At 66.1% G+C, this 15,090-nt stretch carries 15 protein-coding genes and 1 tRNA gene; 7 read left to right on the forward strand and 9 right to left on the reverse strand.

Going from position 1 to position 15,090, the window contains the following annotated elements; genetic code table 11:
- Positions 1-59 precede the first annotated feature (59 nt).
- The 4 genes from DNX69_RS20380 to DNX69_RS20395 all read right to left on the reverse strand — a co-directional run bounded on the left by DNX69_RS20380 (position 60) and on the right by DNX69_RS20395 (position 4,825).
- The gene (locus tag DNX69_RS20380; RefSeq protein WP_110787832.1) at positions 60-1,478 is read right to left on the reverse strand and encodes a lytic murein transglycosylase; all 1,419 of its coding nucleotides are present in this window, start codon (positions 1,476-1,478) and stop codon (positions 60-62) included.
- A 284-nt stretch (positions 1,479-1,762) separates the two neighbouring features.
- Positions 1,763-2,515 (reverse strand): sulfite exporter TauE/SafE family protein, encoded by a 753-nt coding sequence (locus DNX69_RS20385; RefSeq protein WP_110787833.1) that lies wholly within the window; start codon positions 2,513-2,515, stop codon positions 1,763-1,765.
- 107 nt (positions 2,516-2,622) lie between these two features.
- Entirely contained in the window at positions 2,623-3,405 is a 783-nt protein-coding gene (gene hisN / locus DNX69_RS20390; protein WP_110788193.1) for a histidinol-phosphatase, read from the reverse strand.
- 532 nt (positions 3,406-3,937) lie between these two features.
- Positions 3,938-4,825, reverse strand: coding sequence for an N-formylglutamate amidohydrolase (locus tag DNX69_RS20395; protein ID WP_110787834.1), 888 nt, complete (start codon positions 4,823-4,825; stop codon positions 3,938-3,940).
- Positions 4,826-5,134: 309 nt separating this feature from the next.
- Here DNX69_RS20395 and cpdR point away from each other — a divergent pair, with 309 nt between their 5' ends.
- Positions 5,135-5,494, forward strand: a complete 360-nt coding sequence (cpdR, locus tag DNX69_RS20400) for a cell cycle two-component system response regulator CpdR (RefSeq protein WP_011156442.1) — start codon at positions 5,135-5,137, stop codon at positions 5,492-5,494.
- An 84-nt stretch (positions 5,495-5,578) separates the two neighbouring features.
- Positions 5,579-5,653, forward strand: a tRNA-Val gene (locus DNX69_RS20405).
- A 96-nt stretch (positions 5,654-5,749) separates the two neighbouring features.
- Here DNX69_RS20405 and DNX69_RS20410 read toward each other — a convergent pair.
- Positions 5,750-6,373: a TetR/AcrR family transcriptional regulator gene (locus DNX69_RS20410; RefSeq protein ID WP_110787835.1), complete on the reverse strand. Its 624-nt coding sequence runs from the start codon at positions 6,371-6,373 to the stop codon at positions 5,750-5,752.
- A 227-nt stretch (positions 6,374-6,600) separates the two neighbouring features.
- Here DNX69_RS20410 and DNX69_RS20415 point away from each other — a divergent pair, with 227 nt between their 5' ends.
- Genes DNX69_RS20415 through DNX69_RS20425 form a run of 3 tightly spaced genes read left to right on the forward strand, consistent with a single transcriptional unit; the run spans position 6,601 to position 10,450 of the window.
- Positions 6,601-7,137 carry a (2Fe-2S)-binding protein gene (locus DNX69_RS20415; protein WP_110787836.1) on the forward strand — a complete coding sequence of 179 codons (537 nt, stop codon included), beginning with the start codon at positions 6,601-6,603 and terminating at the stop codon, positions 7,135-7,137.
- Complete coding sequence (locus tag DNX69_RS20420) at positions 7,134-8,120, forward strand: FAD binding domain-containing protein (RefSeq protein ID WP_110787837.1); 987 nt, start codon at positions 7,134-7,136, stop codon at positions 8,118-8,120. The genes DNX69_RS20415 and DNX69_RS20420 overlap by 4 nt, the downstream gene beginning before the upstream one ends.
- A 41-nt stretch (positions 8,121-8,161) precedes the next feature.
- Positions 8,162-10,450, forward strand: a complete 2,289-nt coding sequence (locus tag DNX69_RS20425; RefSeq protein ID WP_207803177.1) for a xanthine dehydrogenase family protein molybdopterin-binding subunit — start codon at positions 8,162-8,164, stop codon at positions 10,448-10,450.
- 134 nt (positions 10,451-10,584) lie between these two features.
- Here the strand turns inward: DNX69_RS20425 and DNX69_RS26375 are convergent, their stop codons facing one another.
- The 3 genes from DNX69_RS26375 to DNX69_RS20435 all read right to left on the reverse strand — a co-directional run bounded on the left by DNX69_RS26375 (position 10,585) and on the right by DNX69_RS20435 (position 12,350).
- Complete coding sequence (locus DNX69_RS26375; protein ID WP_165825298.1) at positions 10,585-10,734, reverse strand: hypothetical protein; 150 nt, start codon at positions 10,732-10,734, stop codon at positions 10,585-10,587.
- Between the two features lie 149 nt (positions 10,735-10,883).
- Positions 10,884-11,483 (reverse strand): NAD(P)H:quinone oxidoreductase, encoded by a 600-nt coding sequence (wrbA, locus tag DNX69_RS20430; protein WP_110787839.1) that lies wholly within the window; start codon positions 11,481-11,483, stop codon positions 10,884-10,886.
- A gap of 168 nt (positions 11,484-11,651) precedes the next feature.
- Complete coding sequence (locus DNX69_RS20435; RefSeq protein ID WP_110787840.1) at positions 11,652-12,350, reverse strand: pirin family protein; 699 nt, start codon at positions 12,348-12,350, stop codon at positions 11,652-11,654.
- 131 nt (positions 12,351-12,481) lie between these two features.
- Here DNX69_RS20435 and DNX69_RS20440 point away from each other — a divergent pair, with 131 nt between their 5' ends.
- Complete coding sequence (locus DNX69_RS20440; RefSeq protein ID WP_110787841.1) at positions 12,482-13,405, forward strand: LysR family transcriptional regulator; 924 nt, start codon at positions 12,482-12,484, stop codon at positions 13,403-13,405.
- 14 nt (positions 13,406-13,419) lie between these two features.
- On the opposite strand, the gene DNX69_RS20445 is transcribed toward DNX69_RS20440, so the two are convergent.
- On the reverse strand, positions 13,420-14,253 hold the full coding sequence (locus DNX69_RS20445) for a protein-disulfide reductase DsbD domain-containing protein (protein WP_110787842.1): 834 nt from the start codon (positions 14,251-14,253) through the stop codon (positions 13,420-13,422).
- Between the two features lie 134 nt (positions 14,254-14,387).
- Between DNX69_RS20445 and DNX69_RS20450 the strand changes: the two genes are divergently transcribed.
- Entirely contained in the window at positions 14,388-15,041 is a 654-nt protein-coding gene (locus DNX69_RS20450) for a YqgE/AlgH family protein (protein WP_110788194.1), read from the forward strand.
- Positions 15,042-15,090 lie beyond the last annotated feature (49 nt).

Raw genomic sequence — 15,090 nt, forward strand, 5'->3', positions numbered from 1 at the left:
CGTGGTGGCTCTGGAATTTTGACAAGCCACCATATCAACTTAGGGTTGGTGTCCAACCCCTACCTTCCTCTCAACCTCTCCAACATCTCTCCCGTCGCAAATCCATCCGCGGGCGCGCCGATCGAGGCTTGGAAATTCCGCAGCGCTTCGCGGGTCATGCTGCCGAACTGGCCGTCGGGGGTGCCGCGGTAGAAGCCGCGGTTGGCGAGAAGCTGTTGCAATTCCAGCTTTTCGGTGCGGGACAGGGCCTTTTCCTGGCGCGGCCAGTCCTGGACGAACGGGCCGCCGCCGCGCAGCCGGTCGGCGAAATGGCCGATCGCCAGCGCGTAGGCCTCGGCCGGGTTGTACTTCATGATCACCCGGAAATTGGTCAGCATCAGGAAGCCGGGGCCGTCGGCGCCGGCCGGCGCCAGCAGATAGGCCTTGTCGGACGGGCGAGGGAATGCCTGCCCGGTCGGGCGCTGCAGGCCCATCTGCTGCCACTGCGCCAGCGATTGGCTGTGGCGGCGGTCGGCCAGCATGTAGTTGAAGCCCTTCGGCACCACGACCTCGTAGCCCCAGGTCTCGCCGCTCTGCCAACCGTCCTTCTTCAGGTTGTTGGCGGTCGAGGCGATCAGGTCGTAGGGATTGTCGACGACGTCCTTGCGGCCGTCACCGTCGGCGTCGACCGCGAAGCGCTTGAACGCGGTCGGCATGAACTGGGTCGGGCCGAACGCGCCGGCCCAGGAGCCGCGCAGTTGCTCGGGCCGCAGATCGCCGTGATGCAGGATTTCCAGCGCGGTCAGGAATTCGTCCTTGAAGTATTTCTGCCGGCGGCCGACGCAGGCCAGCGTCGCGGTCGAATTGACCACGTAGCGATCGCCCATCTGGGTCGAGTAGTTCGATTCGATGCCCCAGATCGACGCGATGATGTAGCGATCGACGCCGGTGGCGCGCTCGACGGCGTCGAACTGCGGCTTGTACTGCGCCAGGATCTCGCGGCCCCTGGCGAGCCGGGTGTCGTTCACCAGGATGTCGAGATAATCCCAGATCGACTTGGTGAATTCGGGCTGGGAATCCATCAGGTCCATCAGCCGCAAATCGGGGCTGAGCCCGGCGGTGAAGCGGGCGAAGCTCTCGCGCGAGATGCCGCGGCGCGCGGCGTCCGGCCACATCGAGGCGACGCAATTGTCGAAATTCGCCGCCGCCTGCCGGATCGCCGCCGCTGTCATCAGCGGATGGCCGGAGGCGCCGTCCTCGCCGCTCCATTCGGTGGTCGCGCGCACCGGCGCTGCGACCGGCGCCTGGGCCGGGGCGTTGACCGGCTGCGGCGTGGCGCCGGCGGGCCGATTGCCCGGCAGCGCGCCGGTGAACAGGTCGAAGATCGCGAACGGATTGGAGCGCTCGGCGGTCTGCGCGGTCGCCGCCGCCGGCAGCAGCGTCGCGCCGATCAGTGCGATCGTTGCCGCGCGCGCCAGCCGATTGTGAGTTGCCGTCATCGATCGATCCCGTCTGCTCGCATCTGCCCCCGGCCGCGAGGAGGCCAGTTCGACGTTTCGATCAGCTTAACAAAGCGTTTTTTTGGCGTCAGCGGCCGTACCGATGCGGCGCAGGCGCGGCGGGCCCAGCAGACGGCGTAATCCGCGGCCAAGATGCCGGAAGCCGCCGCAGCCCAGGCGCAATCGCACGGTCCGGCATTCACGACGTCTGCGGCCCGCCGCTTCGGGACTGCTACGCAATGTCACGCCCGGGCCCCCGAGTTCGCGGTCGGCCCGAAGCGCGGTCAACCGATCAGCTTCACCAGCGTGGTGGCGGCGAGATAGAGGCCGAGCCCGATCAGGGCGAACAGGAACCAGCGCCGGAACGTGTCGGGGTGCATCCGGGTCCGCACCGCCTGGCCAGCGAACATCCCGGCGAAGGCCGCCACCATCGCGATCACGCCGGGCAGGGCGGTGGCGGTCGACAGCAGCCCGGCGTCGGTCAGGTTCACGGCCAGCGCCAGCGTCGCGGTGGTGAAGAACACACCGAGCGCCTGCACCAGCTCGTCCTTCTCCATCCCGATCGCCTGCAGATACGGCATCGACGGAATCACCTGGACGCCGGTCGCGGCCGAGATCACCCCGGTGATCAGCCCGACCGGGCCGCCGACCCAACGCTCGCGATTCGGCGCGAGGTGAAAACGGTGCTTGCTGAGGCCGAGGATCCCGTAGGCCACCAGCAGCACGCCGAGCACCAGCGCGCCGTAGCGGGCGTAAGGCCCGGTCATCAGACCGGCGCCGAGGCGGATGCCGATCACGGTGCCGAGCAGCAGCGGCCACAGCCGGCGCAGGATGTCACGCAGATAGCTGCCGACGAAGGTCTGCCAGATGTTGGTGACGATCGCCGGCACGATCACGATGGCGACCGCGTGGGCCGGCGGCATGGTGATCGCCAGCAGTCCGATCGACACCGTCGGCAGGCCGAGGCCGATCACGCCCTTGATGAAGCCGGCGAAGGCGAACACCGCGGCGATCACGAACAGGAAGGAAACCGTCATCGGGCCAGCTAGCCCGATCCACGAGGACCGGGCAACGCCAGCGCGAGGCGGAGGTCAATGCGTGGGGCGCGCAACTCGCGCCGCGTCAGGGACTGACGGTTGTCGGTTCAGCCGTTGAGGATCTTCATCGCGGCTTCGTGCACGCGCTTGTCGCCGGCCGCGACGATTCGGCCGCCGTTCTGCGCCGGCTGGCCGTCCCAAGTAGTGATCACGCCGCCGGCGCCGGTGATGATCGGGATCAGGGCCGCGACATCGTAGGGCTTCAGCTCGGTCTCGATCACCAGATCGAGCTGCCCGGCGGCCAGCATGCAGTAGGAATAGCAGTCGCCGCCGTAGCGGGTCAGCCGTGCCCCGGCCTGCACCTTCTCGAAGATGGCGCGATCGGCATCGTTCATCAGCAGCGGCGAGGTGGTGAACAGCACCGCGTCCTTGATCGCCGCACAGCGCCGCACGCCCAGCTTGCGTTCGCCGGACGGCCCCTTGTAGGTCGCCGAGGCATTGTCGCCGGAGAAGCGCTCGCCGATGAACGGCTGGTGCATCATCCCGAACACCGGGGTCCCCTTGTGCAGCAGCGCGATCAGCGTGCCCCACACTGGAAATCCGGCGATGAAGGATTTGGTGCCGTCGATCGGATCCAGCACCCAGACGTAATCGGCATCCTCGCGTTCATTGCCGAACTCTTCGCCGACGATGCCGTGCTGCGGGAAACTGGCCTTGATCAGCCGGCGCATCACTGCTTCCGCGGCGCGATCGGCCTCGGTCACCGGATCGAAGTCGCGGCCCGGATGCTTGTTGTCGATTGTCAGCGACGTACGGAAGAACGGCAGAATGGTGTCGCCCGACGAGGTCGCAAGGCGGCCGATAAACGCGGCGAAATCGATGACCGTCACGGGGCGATCCTTTGCGAGCATTGCGGGCGAGACATGGAACCGCGCCCCATCTTAGACGGGCGCGGCCGAACCCCTGCTCCTTTATTATGGCGGGTGACTCCCGGTCCATAGTCTGAATCGTTGGCAATAAGCCGCACTCACAGCTTTGAAGCGGGTTCCGGGAATGGGGGAACTAGGTGCGACAAGAGCGCTCGGAATCGGCCGAAAAGGCGGTGCGGGCTTTGGTCGCGGCTCCGCCCATCTCATTGATCCATCTCAAAAAATTTTAGCCGTTCCGCGGCGCGGGCGGTGCTCTGACATGCGTTTTTTGCATGGAAAAACGCCTGAAAACACTTGCGTTTTGTGCGGCGCGGCCGCATATTGTTGCGGTGCGGTAGCGCCTCGCGCTATCGCTGCCCTCCTTGGGCGTTTCCTCCCTAGACTTGGGCCGCTTGCCATCGCAAGCGGCCCTTTTTTCTTGGCATCTGCGTTCAGGCACCTGGCCCTCATATTGGGACCAGCAGACCGGAAATCAGAAAGGGGAAGCTCGCGGCTATTCGGCTGCGGCCTGGAACGGACGAAGGTCGTCCAGCGGGATCGCCGCCAGCGCCTCGGCGAGGCGGCTGAAATCCTCGGCCACCGTGGGGAACCGATCGCTCCGCAACCGGAGCCGCTCGTCCATATAGATCGAGCGGTTGAGTTCGACCTGCACGGTGTGCAGCCCGGTGCCCGGATTGCCGTAATGCTCGGTGATGAAGCCGCCCGCATAGGGCTTGTTGCGTCCGGTCGAGTAGCCGCGCGCCGCCATCGTCTCTTCGATCACGGCCGCAATCAGCGGCGCGCAACTGGTGCCATAGCGGTCGCCGATCACGACGTCCGGCCGCTTCGGCTCGTCGCGGGAGATCCCGACCGACGGCATCGAGTGGCAGTCGACCAGAATCGCCGAGCCGAACTGCTGGTGCGCCTGGTTGATCAGCCGGCGCAGCGCGCGGTGGTAAGGCTTGTACAGCGTCTCGATTCGGCCCAGCGCGTCGTCGATCGGAATCCGCTCGTGATAGATCTCCTGGCCGTCGCCGACGACGCGCGGGATCGTCCCGAGGCCGCCGGCGACCCGCATCGAGCGAGTGTTGGCGAAGCTCGGCAGCCGGCCGTTGAACATCCTGGGATCGAGCTCGTAGGGCTCGCGGTTGACGTCGATATAGGAGCGCGGAAAATGCACCCGCACCACCGGAAAACCGTCGTGGATCAGGTGGCCGATCAATTCGTCCATGAACGAATCTTCGGAGCGCTGCAGTGCTTCGAGGTCGATCCGCGAGGCGTTCAGGAAGGCGTTCGGATACACCGAGCCGGAATGCGGCGAATTGAAAATGATCGGCGCACGCCAGATCGCAGGTTCTGCGATCTCGAAGGCGGGGGAGAACTCACCGTCGAATTCGGTCATCGTTGTCCGCCACCCGTCAGATTCGCCGTTCTCCTGTCTGGCCGACAGCGCGTCTGGTGATTTGTTGGGCGGTATTGTCGGCAATCGGGCGGGCGCTGCCAAGCAAAATCCTTCCAAACACCGCGGACATAACGCCGAGGCCAAACAAATGTGCCGATCTGGGATTTGTTGATTCAGGCTGCGATCGGGCGCAGGATTATCCACACTTCCCTCACGCGACCGGCTGCGGGAATTTCACCCGAAATTTACCAGACTTCGGTCTAACTGGATCGATCGGTTCTCCTCGCCCGGATTTGAAGTTCCAGCCACATGCACAAGATCCTCCTTGCCGAAGACGACAACGACATGCGCCGCTTCCTGGTGAAGGCGTTGGAAAACGCCGGCTTCCAGGTCTCCTCGTTCGACAACGGCATGTCGGCCTATCAGCGGCTGCGCGAAGAGCCGTTCGAAATGCTGCTGACCGACATCGTGATGCCGGAGATGGACGGAATCGAGCTGGCGCGGCGCGCCTCCGAGCTCGATCCCGACATCAAGATCATGTTCATCACCGGATTCGCCGCGGTGGCGCTGAATTCCGATTCGGATGCACCGAAGAACGCCAAGGTGCTGGCCAAGCCCGTGCACCTGCGGGAATTGGTCAGCGAAGTGAATAAGATGCTCGCCGCCTGAGATTGGCGTCGAAATCCTGCTTTGGTGTCCTTGCCTGACCGGCCCGGAGCCGATATAGGGACGCCACCCGTGAAGACGATCTGAGGGCGCGTAGCTCAGCGGGAGAGCACCTCGTTGACATCGAGGGGGTCACAGGTTCGATCCCTGTCGCGCCCACCATCCCTCGGCGGATCGCTCCGCTATCCCCCGTCACCTCACCTGCATCCGGTCCGCTCGCTTCGAAGCATCGGCTCCGATTCGGTCGATGCCCTGCGATCAATCGCCGGGCCGAGTCTCCTTGCCGGCCCCGTAGCGCAGGCCGTCGATCAGCAGCGCCACCATGCGGCTCGTATGCTCGGGATCGCTGCCGGGCGCCGAATTGCAGAGCTGTGCCACCGCCTTGAGCAGATCGAATGGGTCGACATCGCGGCGGATCTCGCCGGCCGCGCCAGCCGTATCCAGCAGAGATTGCAGCGCCGGGACCAGCCGTTGTTCGAAATAGGCCGGCAGGCTGTCATAGGCCGGGTTGCCCGAATACAGCGCCGCCGCCAGACCGCGCTTGGTCGCGATGAAGTCGACATAATGCTGCATCCAACGCGACAGCGCCTCAACAGGCGGATACTCCTGCGCCAGCGTCGCCGCTGCATCCGCGCAGCAATCGACGCCGTTGCGAAAAACTGCGACGATCAGATCCGAGCGCTGTGGAAAGTGCCGATACAGCGTGCCGATTCCGACGCCGGCCTTCTCGGCGATGTCCCGCACCGGCGCATCCACGCCCGCCGTCGCAAACACCGCTAGCGCCGCCTCGAGCAGCGTCTTCAAATTGCGCTGCGCGTCCGCCCGGACCCGGCGCGGCGCGCGGGCCGCGGAGGCGCCTTTTCCGGGCGGCTTTTCGGACACGAGAATACCTCTTGATAAACGGAACAATGTTCCGTATAAGGAGTTGCTGGTTCGTTATCTCATATCGAACCCCGCCGGGCTATCCGGCCTCTGTCAAACAACCAACGCTCCGAACTAACCAGCCGCTCCGCGGTTAGCGAGTTTCGTCTCGCACTTTTCGTCTCGCGCAACATGCGCGCGCGAACACGACCGCTTGCGCGCTCTCATCTCGTCCCCAAGGAGGTCCTATGACCGCTGATCGCACTGCCGCGTCTGCCGCGGCGATCCGCATCAATGGAGTCGACTATCCGGTCCCTGCCGATCCGCGGGTCTCGCTGCTCGATCTGCTGCGTGAGACCTTGAACCTGCACGGCACCAAGAAGGGCTGCAATCAGGGCGCCTGCGGCGCCTGCACCGTGCTGGTCGACGGCGAGCGCATCGTGTCGTGCCTGTCGCTCGCCGTGCAGCACGCCGGCCGCAGCGTCACCACCATCGAAGGCCTCGCCGGCGGTGACGGACTCCACCCGTTGCAGCAGGCCTTCATCGAGCACGACGGCTTCCAGTGCGGCTACTGCACGCCGGGGCAGATCTGCTCTGCGATCGGCATGGTCGCCGAGTTGCAGCGCGGCGTGCCGAGCCACGTCACCCGCGATCTTGCCGTCGAGCACGTCGCGCCGACCCACGACGAAATCCGCGAACGCATGAGCGGCAATCTGTGCCGCTGCGGCGCGCACAACGGCATCATCGCGGCGATCCGCGATACTTATGCGGAGGCTGCAGAATGACTCCTTTCGATTATTCACGCGTCGGCGACGTCGCCGCCGCGGTGCGGCTCGGCGCCGCCACGCAGGCCAAGTTTCTCGGCGGCGGCACCAATCTGGTCGACCTGATGCGCGAGACCATCGAGCGCCCGGCGGCGCTGGTCGATATCACCGGCCTGCCGGCGGAGATCACCGAGCGCGACGATGGCGGTCTGGTGATCGGCGCGGCGGCGCGCAACACCGCGCTGGCCGAGCACCGCGCGGTGCGCCGGCGCTATCCGATGCTGTCGCGCGCCATTCTGGCCGGCGCCTCGGCGCAGATCCGCAACATGGCGACGGTCGGCGGCAATCTCTTGCAGCGGACGCGCTGCACTTACTTCTACGACGACGCCGGCTCGCGCTGTAACAAGCGCAGTCCGGGTCAGGGCTGCGACGCCATCGAGGGCTTCAACCGCAACCATGCGATCCTCGGCGCATCCGAAGCCTGCGTGGCGACGCATCCGTCCGACATGTGCGTTGCGCTCGCCGCGCTCGACGCGGTGGTTCATGTCGAAGGGCACGCCGGGAAGCGGGCGCTGCCGTTTGGTGACTTCCATCGTTTGCCGGGCGACCGCCCGGATCAGGAGACAACGCTTGAGCCCGGTGAACTGATCACCGCGATCGAACTGCCGGCGCAGCCGATCGCCGCGCGCTCGGCCTATCGCAAAGTGCGCGATCGTTCGAGCTACGCGTTCGCGCTGGTGTCGGTCGCCGCCGCGCTCGAGCTCGACGGCGGGAAAGTGAAGGACGTGCGGCTGGCGCTCGGCGGCGTCGCTCACAAGCCGTGGCGGGCGCTGAAGGCCGAGCAGGCGCTGCGCGGTGGCGAGGCCACGGTGGAGGCGTTCCGTGCCGCGGCCGACGCTGAGCTCGCCGCGGCGGTGCCGCTCGGCGACAACGCCTTCAAGATCGAGCTGGCCAAACGAACGATCACTGCCGTTCTCGGCGAACTTGCAGGAGATGCCCGATGAGCATCGTCAACGAAGCGAAACAAGCCGTGCGCGGTGCCGCGATGGATGTGATGGAGAAAGCCGTCGCGCTCGCGCCCGATAGCTGGATGCCGGGCGGCGAGCCCGATCCCTTGATCCGCGCCAAGCACGGCTCGATCGGCGCGTCGGTCCCTCGGATCGACGGACCGCTTAAGGTGAGGGGCGCGGCGCCGTTCGCCGCAGAGTTCGCGCTCGACGGCATGCTGTATGCGGCACTGATGTTCAGCACCGTCCCGAAGGGCCGGATCACGACGCTCGACACCACCGCGGCCGAAGCCGCCCCCGGCGTCGCGCTGGTGATGACTCATCGCAACGCGCCGCGCATGAAGCCGATGCCGCTGTTCATGACCGCCGAGAAGGCAGGCGGCGGCGACAATCTGCCGATCATGCAGGACGATCGCATCCATTGGAACGGCCAGCCGATCGCGGTCGTGTTGGCGGATACGCAGGAGCAGGCCGATCACGCCGTCTCTCTGATCCGCGCCACCTATGAGGCGGACGCGGCGCTGACCAGTCTCGCCACCGCCAAAGCCAAGGGCACCGAGCCCGGCCTGTTCATGGGCCAGCCGCTCAAAGCCGAGAAAGGCGACGCCGAAGCGGCTCTCGCCCAAGCGCCGGTCCGGGTCGACGGCCGCTATTCGACGCCGCGGCACAATCACAATGCGATCGAGCCGCACGCCGCCACGGTGGCGTGGCAGGACGACAAACTGATCGTGCACGATGCCTCGCAGGCGGTGCAGCACACCGCGTGGTCGCTCGGGGATGTGTTCGGCATCGCCGAGGAGCAGGTCCATGTCACCTCGCCGTTCGTCGGCGGCGGCTTCGGCGGCAAATGTCTGTGGCAGCATCAGGTGCTGGGCGCGGCGGCTTCCAAGCTCGCCGGCCGGCCGGTGCGGATCGCGCTGTCGCGTGAAGGCGTGTACCGGATGATCGGCGGCCGCACCCTCACCGAACAGCGCTTCGCGATCGGCGCCGAGCCGGATGGCCGCTTCGTTGCGCTGATCCACACCGGCGTTGCCCCGACGTCGCGACAGAACGCGTTCCCCGAGCCGTTCATCCTGCCGACGATGAGCAGTTACGCCTCGCCGAACATCAAGCTCGATGTCGAGACCGTGCATCTCGACATGCTGGCCAACACCTTCATGCGGGCGCCGGGCGAGTCGGTCGGCACCTTCGCGATGGAGTCGGCGATCGACGAGATGGCGGTGGCGCTCGGCATAGATCCGGTCGAGCTGCGCATCCTCAATCAGCCAACGGAAGATCCGCTGAAGGGCACGCCATTCTCGTCGCGGCATATCGCCGAGGCGTGGCGGGCCGGCGCCGAACGCTTCGGCTGGTCGCAGCGCAATCCGACCGCCGCCAGTGTTCGCGATGGCGAATGGCTGGTCGGCATGGGCTGCGCCACCGCGACCTATCCGTACCACCGCATGCCGGGCGGCGCGGCGCGTATCACCCTGACCCGCGACGGCGCCGTCAAGGTCGAGATCGCCGCGCATGAAATGGGCATGGGCACCGCGACCGCGCATACGCAGGTGGTAGCCGAACGGCTTGGCCTGTCGCGCGATCAGGTGACATTTGCCTATGGCGACTCGGCGTTCCCCGGCGTGGTGCTGGCCGGCGGCTCGCAGCAGACCGCATCGATCGGCGCCTCGGTAATCGCCGCACATCACGTGCTGATCAAGGAACTGCTCAAGCTCGCAGGCAACGACTCGCCGCTCGCCGGCCTCAGCGCCGAGGAGGTCGGCACCGTGAATGGCGGCCTTGCCAAGCTCGACGACACGTCGCGTCACGAAAGCTACGTGTCGATCCTCACCCGCTCGGGCCGCGACCATGTTTCGGCTGAAGGCAGCGCGTCGGCGCCGCTCGAAACCATGCATTGGTCGATGCATTCGTTCGGCGCGCTGTTTTGCGAGGTCGGGGTCAACAGCGTCACCGGCGAGACCCGCGTCCGGCGCTTCCTCGGATCCTACGATTGCGGCCGCATCCTCAATCCGAAGACCGCGGCGAGCCAGTTCCGCGGCGGCATCATCATGGGCCTCGGCCTGGCGCTGATGGAGGAGACGCAGTTCGACGAGCGCAACGGCCGGATCATGAATCCGAGTCTGGCCGAGTATCACGTCCCGGTGCATCTCGACGTGCCGGAGATCGACGTGATCTGGACCGACATTCCCGATCCGCGCGCCCCGATGGGCGCCCGCGGCATCGGCGAGATCGGAATCACCGGCGTCGGCGCGGCGGTTGCCAACGCCGTGTTCAACGCAACCGGCAAGCGCATCCGCGATCTGCCGCTGACGCTCGACAAGCTGATGTGAGAGGGGGCGGGTCGTGGGTTCTGCCCACGGCCCGTTCATCACCACACGATCACGGCGCGTTACGCCTGGGGGCAGTCTGTGGCTACGGCTGTGGCGCTGGTGTGAGGCTCAGCGTAGCGAGGCGGCTGGAGCGATCAATCAGCGTCCGGCGGGGTGACGCCGGTGCAGCTTCTGCACTGTCGCTTGCCATAGGTCGCGATACTGAGGCTCTTGCATACCAAGCGCTTCGCCAACGCCTGCAGCGGGCTGCGCGCCAATTGAAGCATCAAAACCATCTCGAGCATATCGTCGTCTCCCCACCAGCAAGCTGGAAATGGTGCGGAGGCAGGGGACGCAGTAGTCCCGCTGCAGCGCAGCAGGCATGCGATAGATGCATCTGCATTAAACTTGGCTGGAGGGCGGCGGGGTGCGGTCTGCGCGCCCCGCCGGCCGATCAGCCGTGCAGCTTGATCGCGGTTTCGGCGATGGTCTTGCCCTGATAGCGGGCGCCGGCGAGTTCGGTTTCGCTCGGCTGGCGCGAGCCGTCGCCGCCAGTGATGGTGGTGGCACCATAGGGCGCGCCGCCGGTGACCTGGTCGAGCCGCATCTGGTCGCCGAAGCCGTAATTGAGGCCGACCACCACCATGCCGAAATGCAGCAGGTTGGTGATGATCGAGAACAGCGTGGTCTCCTGGCCGCCATGCTGGGTCGCGGTCGAGGTAAAGGCGCCGCCGACCTTGCCGTTCAGCGCGCCGCGCGCCCACAAGCCGCCGGCCTGATCCAGGAAGTTGGACATCTGCGACGCCATCCGGCCGAACCGGGTGCCGGTGCCGATGACGATCGCGTCGTAATTGGCGAGGTCCTCGATGGTCGCGATCGGTGCGGCCTGATCGAGCTTGTAGTGCGACGCCTTGGCCACGTCCGGCGGTACCAGCTCGGGCACGCGCTTGATGTCGACCTGCGCACCGGCCTCGCGCGCGCCCTCGGCGACTGCATTGGCCATCGCTTCGATATGACCGTAAGCCGAGTAGTAAAGAACCAGGACCTTCGCCATGGAGTGTCTCCGTTTGGTTGGTGATTGGGTGGGGAGTTGAAGTTGTTAGTAGGTCGTCATGGCCGGGCTTGACCCGGCCATCCATCTTTTTTCGCTACGACTCTTGCGAAGGAGGAGGGATGCGCGGGTCAAGCCCGCGCATGACGTTGGTGACGAGAGGCGGCGGCCTTACGCCGCGTCGACCAGCACCAGCTCGGCGTCTTCGAGCGCCGTGATGGTGACCTTGGCCTCGTCGCGGATCGCGGCGCCGTCGCGGGCATTCACCTGCACGCCGTTGACCTCGACGCTGCCGACCGCCGGCACCAGATAGAGGTGCCGCGCCTTGTCGGCCTCGTAGGTGGCGGTCTCGCCGGCCTTCAGCGTCGTCGCCAGCACCCGGGCGTCGGCGCGGATCGGCAGCGCATCGTTGTCGCCCGCGATGCCCGACGCGATGGTGACGAGCTTGCCGGAGCGGTTCGCCTTCGGGAACGGCTTGGAGCCCCAGGTCGGCTGGCCGCCGCTTTGCGTCGGCTCGATCCAGATCTGGAAGATCCGGGTGGTCTCCGGCTCGAGGTTGTATTCGGAATGCCGGACGCCCGAGCCCGCGCTCATCACCTGAACGTCGCCGGCCTCGGTGCGGCCCTTGTTGCCGAGCGAGTCCTGGTGGGTGATTGCGCCGTCGCGCACATAGGTAATGATCTCCATGTCGCGATGCGGATGCGGCGGGAAGCCGGTGTCGGGGGCGATCTCATCGTCGTTCCAGACCCGCAAGGCGCCGTGGCCCATGTTGTTGGGGTCGTAATAGCTGGCGAACGAGAAGTGATGCCTGGCCTTGAGCCAGCCATGGTCGGCGCCGCCGAGCCGGTCGAAGGGACGGAGTTCAATCATTGAAGCCTCCTGATGTCGGCGCCGGGTCGGCGCCAGTGACTTGCGTTGGCTCTTGAATAAGGACGACCAATCATTCCATAAATAGAAATGATCGAAACTCATTGTTTCCAAAATTGAGCCTAAGCGGTACCATGAGCAAGCTGCCGGACTTCGAAGCGCTGGCGATCTTCGCCAAGGTGGTTGAACTGCGCTCGTTCGCGGCGGTGGCGACTGAGTTTGGGCTGTCGAAAGCCACGGTGTCGAAGGCTGTGACGCGGCTGGAGACGAGGCTCGGGGCGCGGCTGTTCAACCGCACCTCGCGGCGGCTGGCGCTGACCGACGCCGGCCACCGGCTGTCCGAGCGCGCCGCGCAGCTTCTGGCGGACGGCGAGGCCGCCGAGGCCGAGGCGCTGGCGCAATCAGCGGTGCCGCGCGGCCTGGTGCGGTTGGCAGTGCCGATGACGTTCGGCGTCAAGGTGATCGCGCCGCTGCTGCCGGAATTCTTCGCCGCGTATCCGGACGTGTCGATCGACCTGCATCTGTCGGACGCGATGGTCGATCTGATCGGTGACGGTTTCGACGCCGGCGTTCGCATTGCCACGCTGCCGGATTCGTCGTTGATGGCGCGGCGGCTGTGCGCGATGCCGCGCTACACGGTGGCATCCAAGACGTATCTTCAGGCGCACGGCCGCCCGACGCATCCGATGCATCTCGCCCAGCACCGTTGCCTCGGCTACGCCTATCTGTCGACGCCGAACACCTGGCACTACAGCAACGAGGCCGGTGAGCAGGTGGCGGTGCGGCTGGCCGGTCCGCTCCGCGTCAACAATGGCGAAGCGCTGCTGCCATCGGTGATCGCCGGGCTCGGCATTGCGGACCTGCCCGAGTTCATCGTCGGCGACGCGATTGCGGCCGGCGAGGTCGAAGTGATCCTGGATGGCTGGCACCAGCGCGAGGGCGCGGTGCATTTGGTGACGCCGCCCGGCGGGCCGCGGCCGGCGCGGGTCGAGGTGCTGTCGGAATTCCTCGCCGATCGGCTCGGACGTCTCGGCCGCAAGCGGCGGAGCGCGCGCTGATCCCTACGTCCGAATTACTCGAGCGTGACGTTGAACTCGTAGGATTTGTCCGGGCCCACCAGGGTGAATTTCAGTGCCGCACCCGTTGCCTGCGCGCCGGGTGGCAGCCCGTCGAGCGCAAAACCGAAGCGGCGCAGGCCGGGCGGCGCCCCCTTGATTTCCTTCGGCACCGGCAGCGCCCATTCCGGCGTCGGGCCTTCGACGAACAGGCTGACCTTGGCGCCTTTCGGGGCGACGACGTCGACCTCGACGTCCTTGTCGCCCTTGCGGACGACGTCGCGGATCGTCACCGGATTGGCGTCGCCGACATTGGCGGGCACCGGTACGCTGTCGAGCGCGGCTGCCAGCGCACCGTCCTGGGTCGATGCGACGCTGACGAAGGAGAGTTCGGGGCTCGCCTGAACCGGGATGCACAGCTTGTCGCAGACGGCGTAGTCCACCGTCGCGCGCAGCGTCACCGGCTTGTCGGAATGTTTGGTCACGATGCGCAGCGGAAGGACCACTTGGCCTTTGTAGCCCAGCGAGGTGCCGCCAGCGCCGTCTGGAAACGCTTGCGGCGCAGGCCACAGGATCGTCACCGACTCGACGTTCTCCGATTTGGAGAAGTCGAACCGCGGCGGCACCCCGGAATCACCTGGGGTGCGCCAATACGTCTTCCAACCGGGCTGCAACTGAAAGGCGATGCCACCTAACAGAACCCCACCGCTGCGCGATCCGGCCAGCAGCCGAACCGCCGAATATTGCTCGCTGACCCATGGTGAGGCCTCGTCGGCGCGAGCACCACAAGCCGAAGCCGCCACGACGGCGGCGACGAACAGAGCGGCACGGGAAGGAACGATTGCGATCATCTGGCGTATCTAGAGTTTGCGCGACGGCGGAGCCACTGAAATCGCGTTTGAATCGCGACTGTTCGCCGGGTCGAGATTGATTGACAGGATCGGCACCCAATATCAGGATGACGGTGCAACGCGAGGATCCCCTGATGGAGACTGAATCCAAAAGGCCGAAGTCCGGCGCAGCCAAGAAGTCCCGCGCCGTGAAGGCGCGCGGCGATGGGCCGAGCTATCTGGACGGCCAGCTCCTGATCGCGATGCCGGTGATGGAAGACGAGCGGTTCGCGCGCTCGGTGATCTACATTTGCGCGCATTCGTCAGAGGGCGCCATGGGTATCATCGTGAACCGGCCGGCCGGCAGCATCGATTTTCCGGAGCTGTTGGTGCAGCTCGACATCGTCGAGAAGGCCGAGCAGATCCAACTGCCCGACCACGCCGAATCCATGAAGGTGCTGAGGGGCGGACCGGTCGAGACCGGCCGCGGTTTCGTGCTTCATTCGAGTGACTTCTTCATCAAGGACGCCACCTTGCCGATCGATGACGGCATTTGTCTGACCGCCACGGTGGACATCCTCAAGGCGATCGCCGGCGGCACCGGCCCGAAGCACGCCATCCTGGCGCTCGGCTATGCCGGCTGGGCACCCGGCCAGCTCGAAACCGAGATCCAGGAAAACGGCTGGCTGCATTGCGCCGCCGATGCGGACCTGGTCTTCGGCGACGACATCGAAGACAAATACGACCGCGCGCTCCACAAGCTCGGCATCGAGCCGGGGATGCTGTCGGCGGAGGCCGGGCACGCGTAGCGTCGCACTGACGTCATCGCCCGCGTATGCGGGCGACCCAGTATTCCAG

The organism is Rhodopseudomonas palustris (genome assembly GCF_003226555.1).
GTDB lineage: Bacteria > Pseudomonadota > Alphaproteobacteria > Rhizobiales > Xanthobacteraceae > Rhodopseudomonas > Rhodopseudomonas palustris_I.

Coding starts and splice junctions, on each gene's coding strand:
- DNX69_RS20380 (WP_110787832.1), bottom strand. CDS start 1,478: ATGACGGCAACTCACAATCGGCTGGCGCGCGCGGCAACGATCGCACTG.
- DNX69_RS20385 (WP_110787833.1), bottom strand. CDS start 2,515: ATGACGGTTTCCTTCCTGTTCGTGATCGCCGCGGTGTTCGCCTTCGCC.
- DNX69_RS20395 (WP_110787834.1), bottom strand. CDS start 4,825: ATGACCGAATTCGACGGTGAGTTCTCCCCCGCCTTCGAGATCGCAGAA.
- cpdR (WP_011156442.1), top strand. CDS start 5,135: ATGCACAAGATCCTCCTTGCCGAAGACGACAACGACATGCGCCGCTTC.
- DNX69_RS20415 (WP_110787836.1), top strand. CDS start 6,601: ATGACCGCTGATCGCACTGCCGCGTCTGCCGCGGCGATCCGCATCAAT.
- DNX69_RS20420 (WP_110787837.1), top strand. CDS start 7,134: ATGACTCCTTTCGATTATTCACGCGTCGGCGACGTCGCCGCCGCGGTG.
- DNX69_RS20425 (WP_207803177.1), top strand. CDS start 8,162: ATGGATGTGATGGAGAAAGCCGTCGCGCTCGCGCCCGATAGCTGGATG.
- DNX69_RS26375 (WP_165825298.1), bottom strand. CDS start 10,734: ATGCTCGAGATGGTTTTGATGCTTCAATTGGCGCGCAGCCCGCTGCAG.
- wrbA (WP_110787839.1), bottom strand. CDS start 11,483: ATGGCGAAGGTCCTGGTTCTTTACTACTCGGCTTACGGTCATATCGAA.
- DNX69_RS20435 (WP_110787840.1), bottom strand. CDS start 12,350: ATGATTGAACTCCGTCCCTTCGACCGGCTCGGCGGCGCCGACCATGGC.
- DNX69_RS20440 (WP_110787841.1), top strand. CDS start 12,482: ATGAGCAAGCTGCCGGACTTCGAAGCGCTGGCGATCTTCGCCAAGGTG.
- DNX69_RS20445 (WP_110787842.1), bottom strand. CDS start 14,253: ATGATCGCAATCGTTCCTTCCCGTGCCGCTCTGTTCGTCGCCGCCGTC.
- DNX69_RS20450 (WP_110788194.1), top strand. CDS start 14,388: ATGGAGACTGAATCCAAAAGGCCGAAGTCCGGCGCAGCCAAGAAGTCC.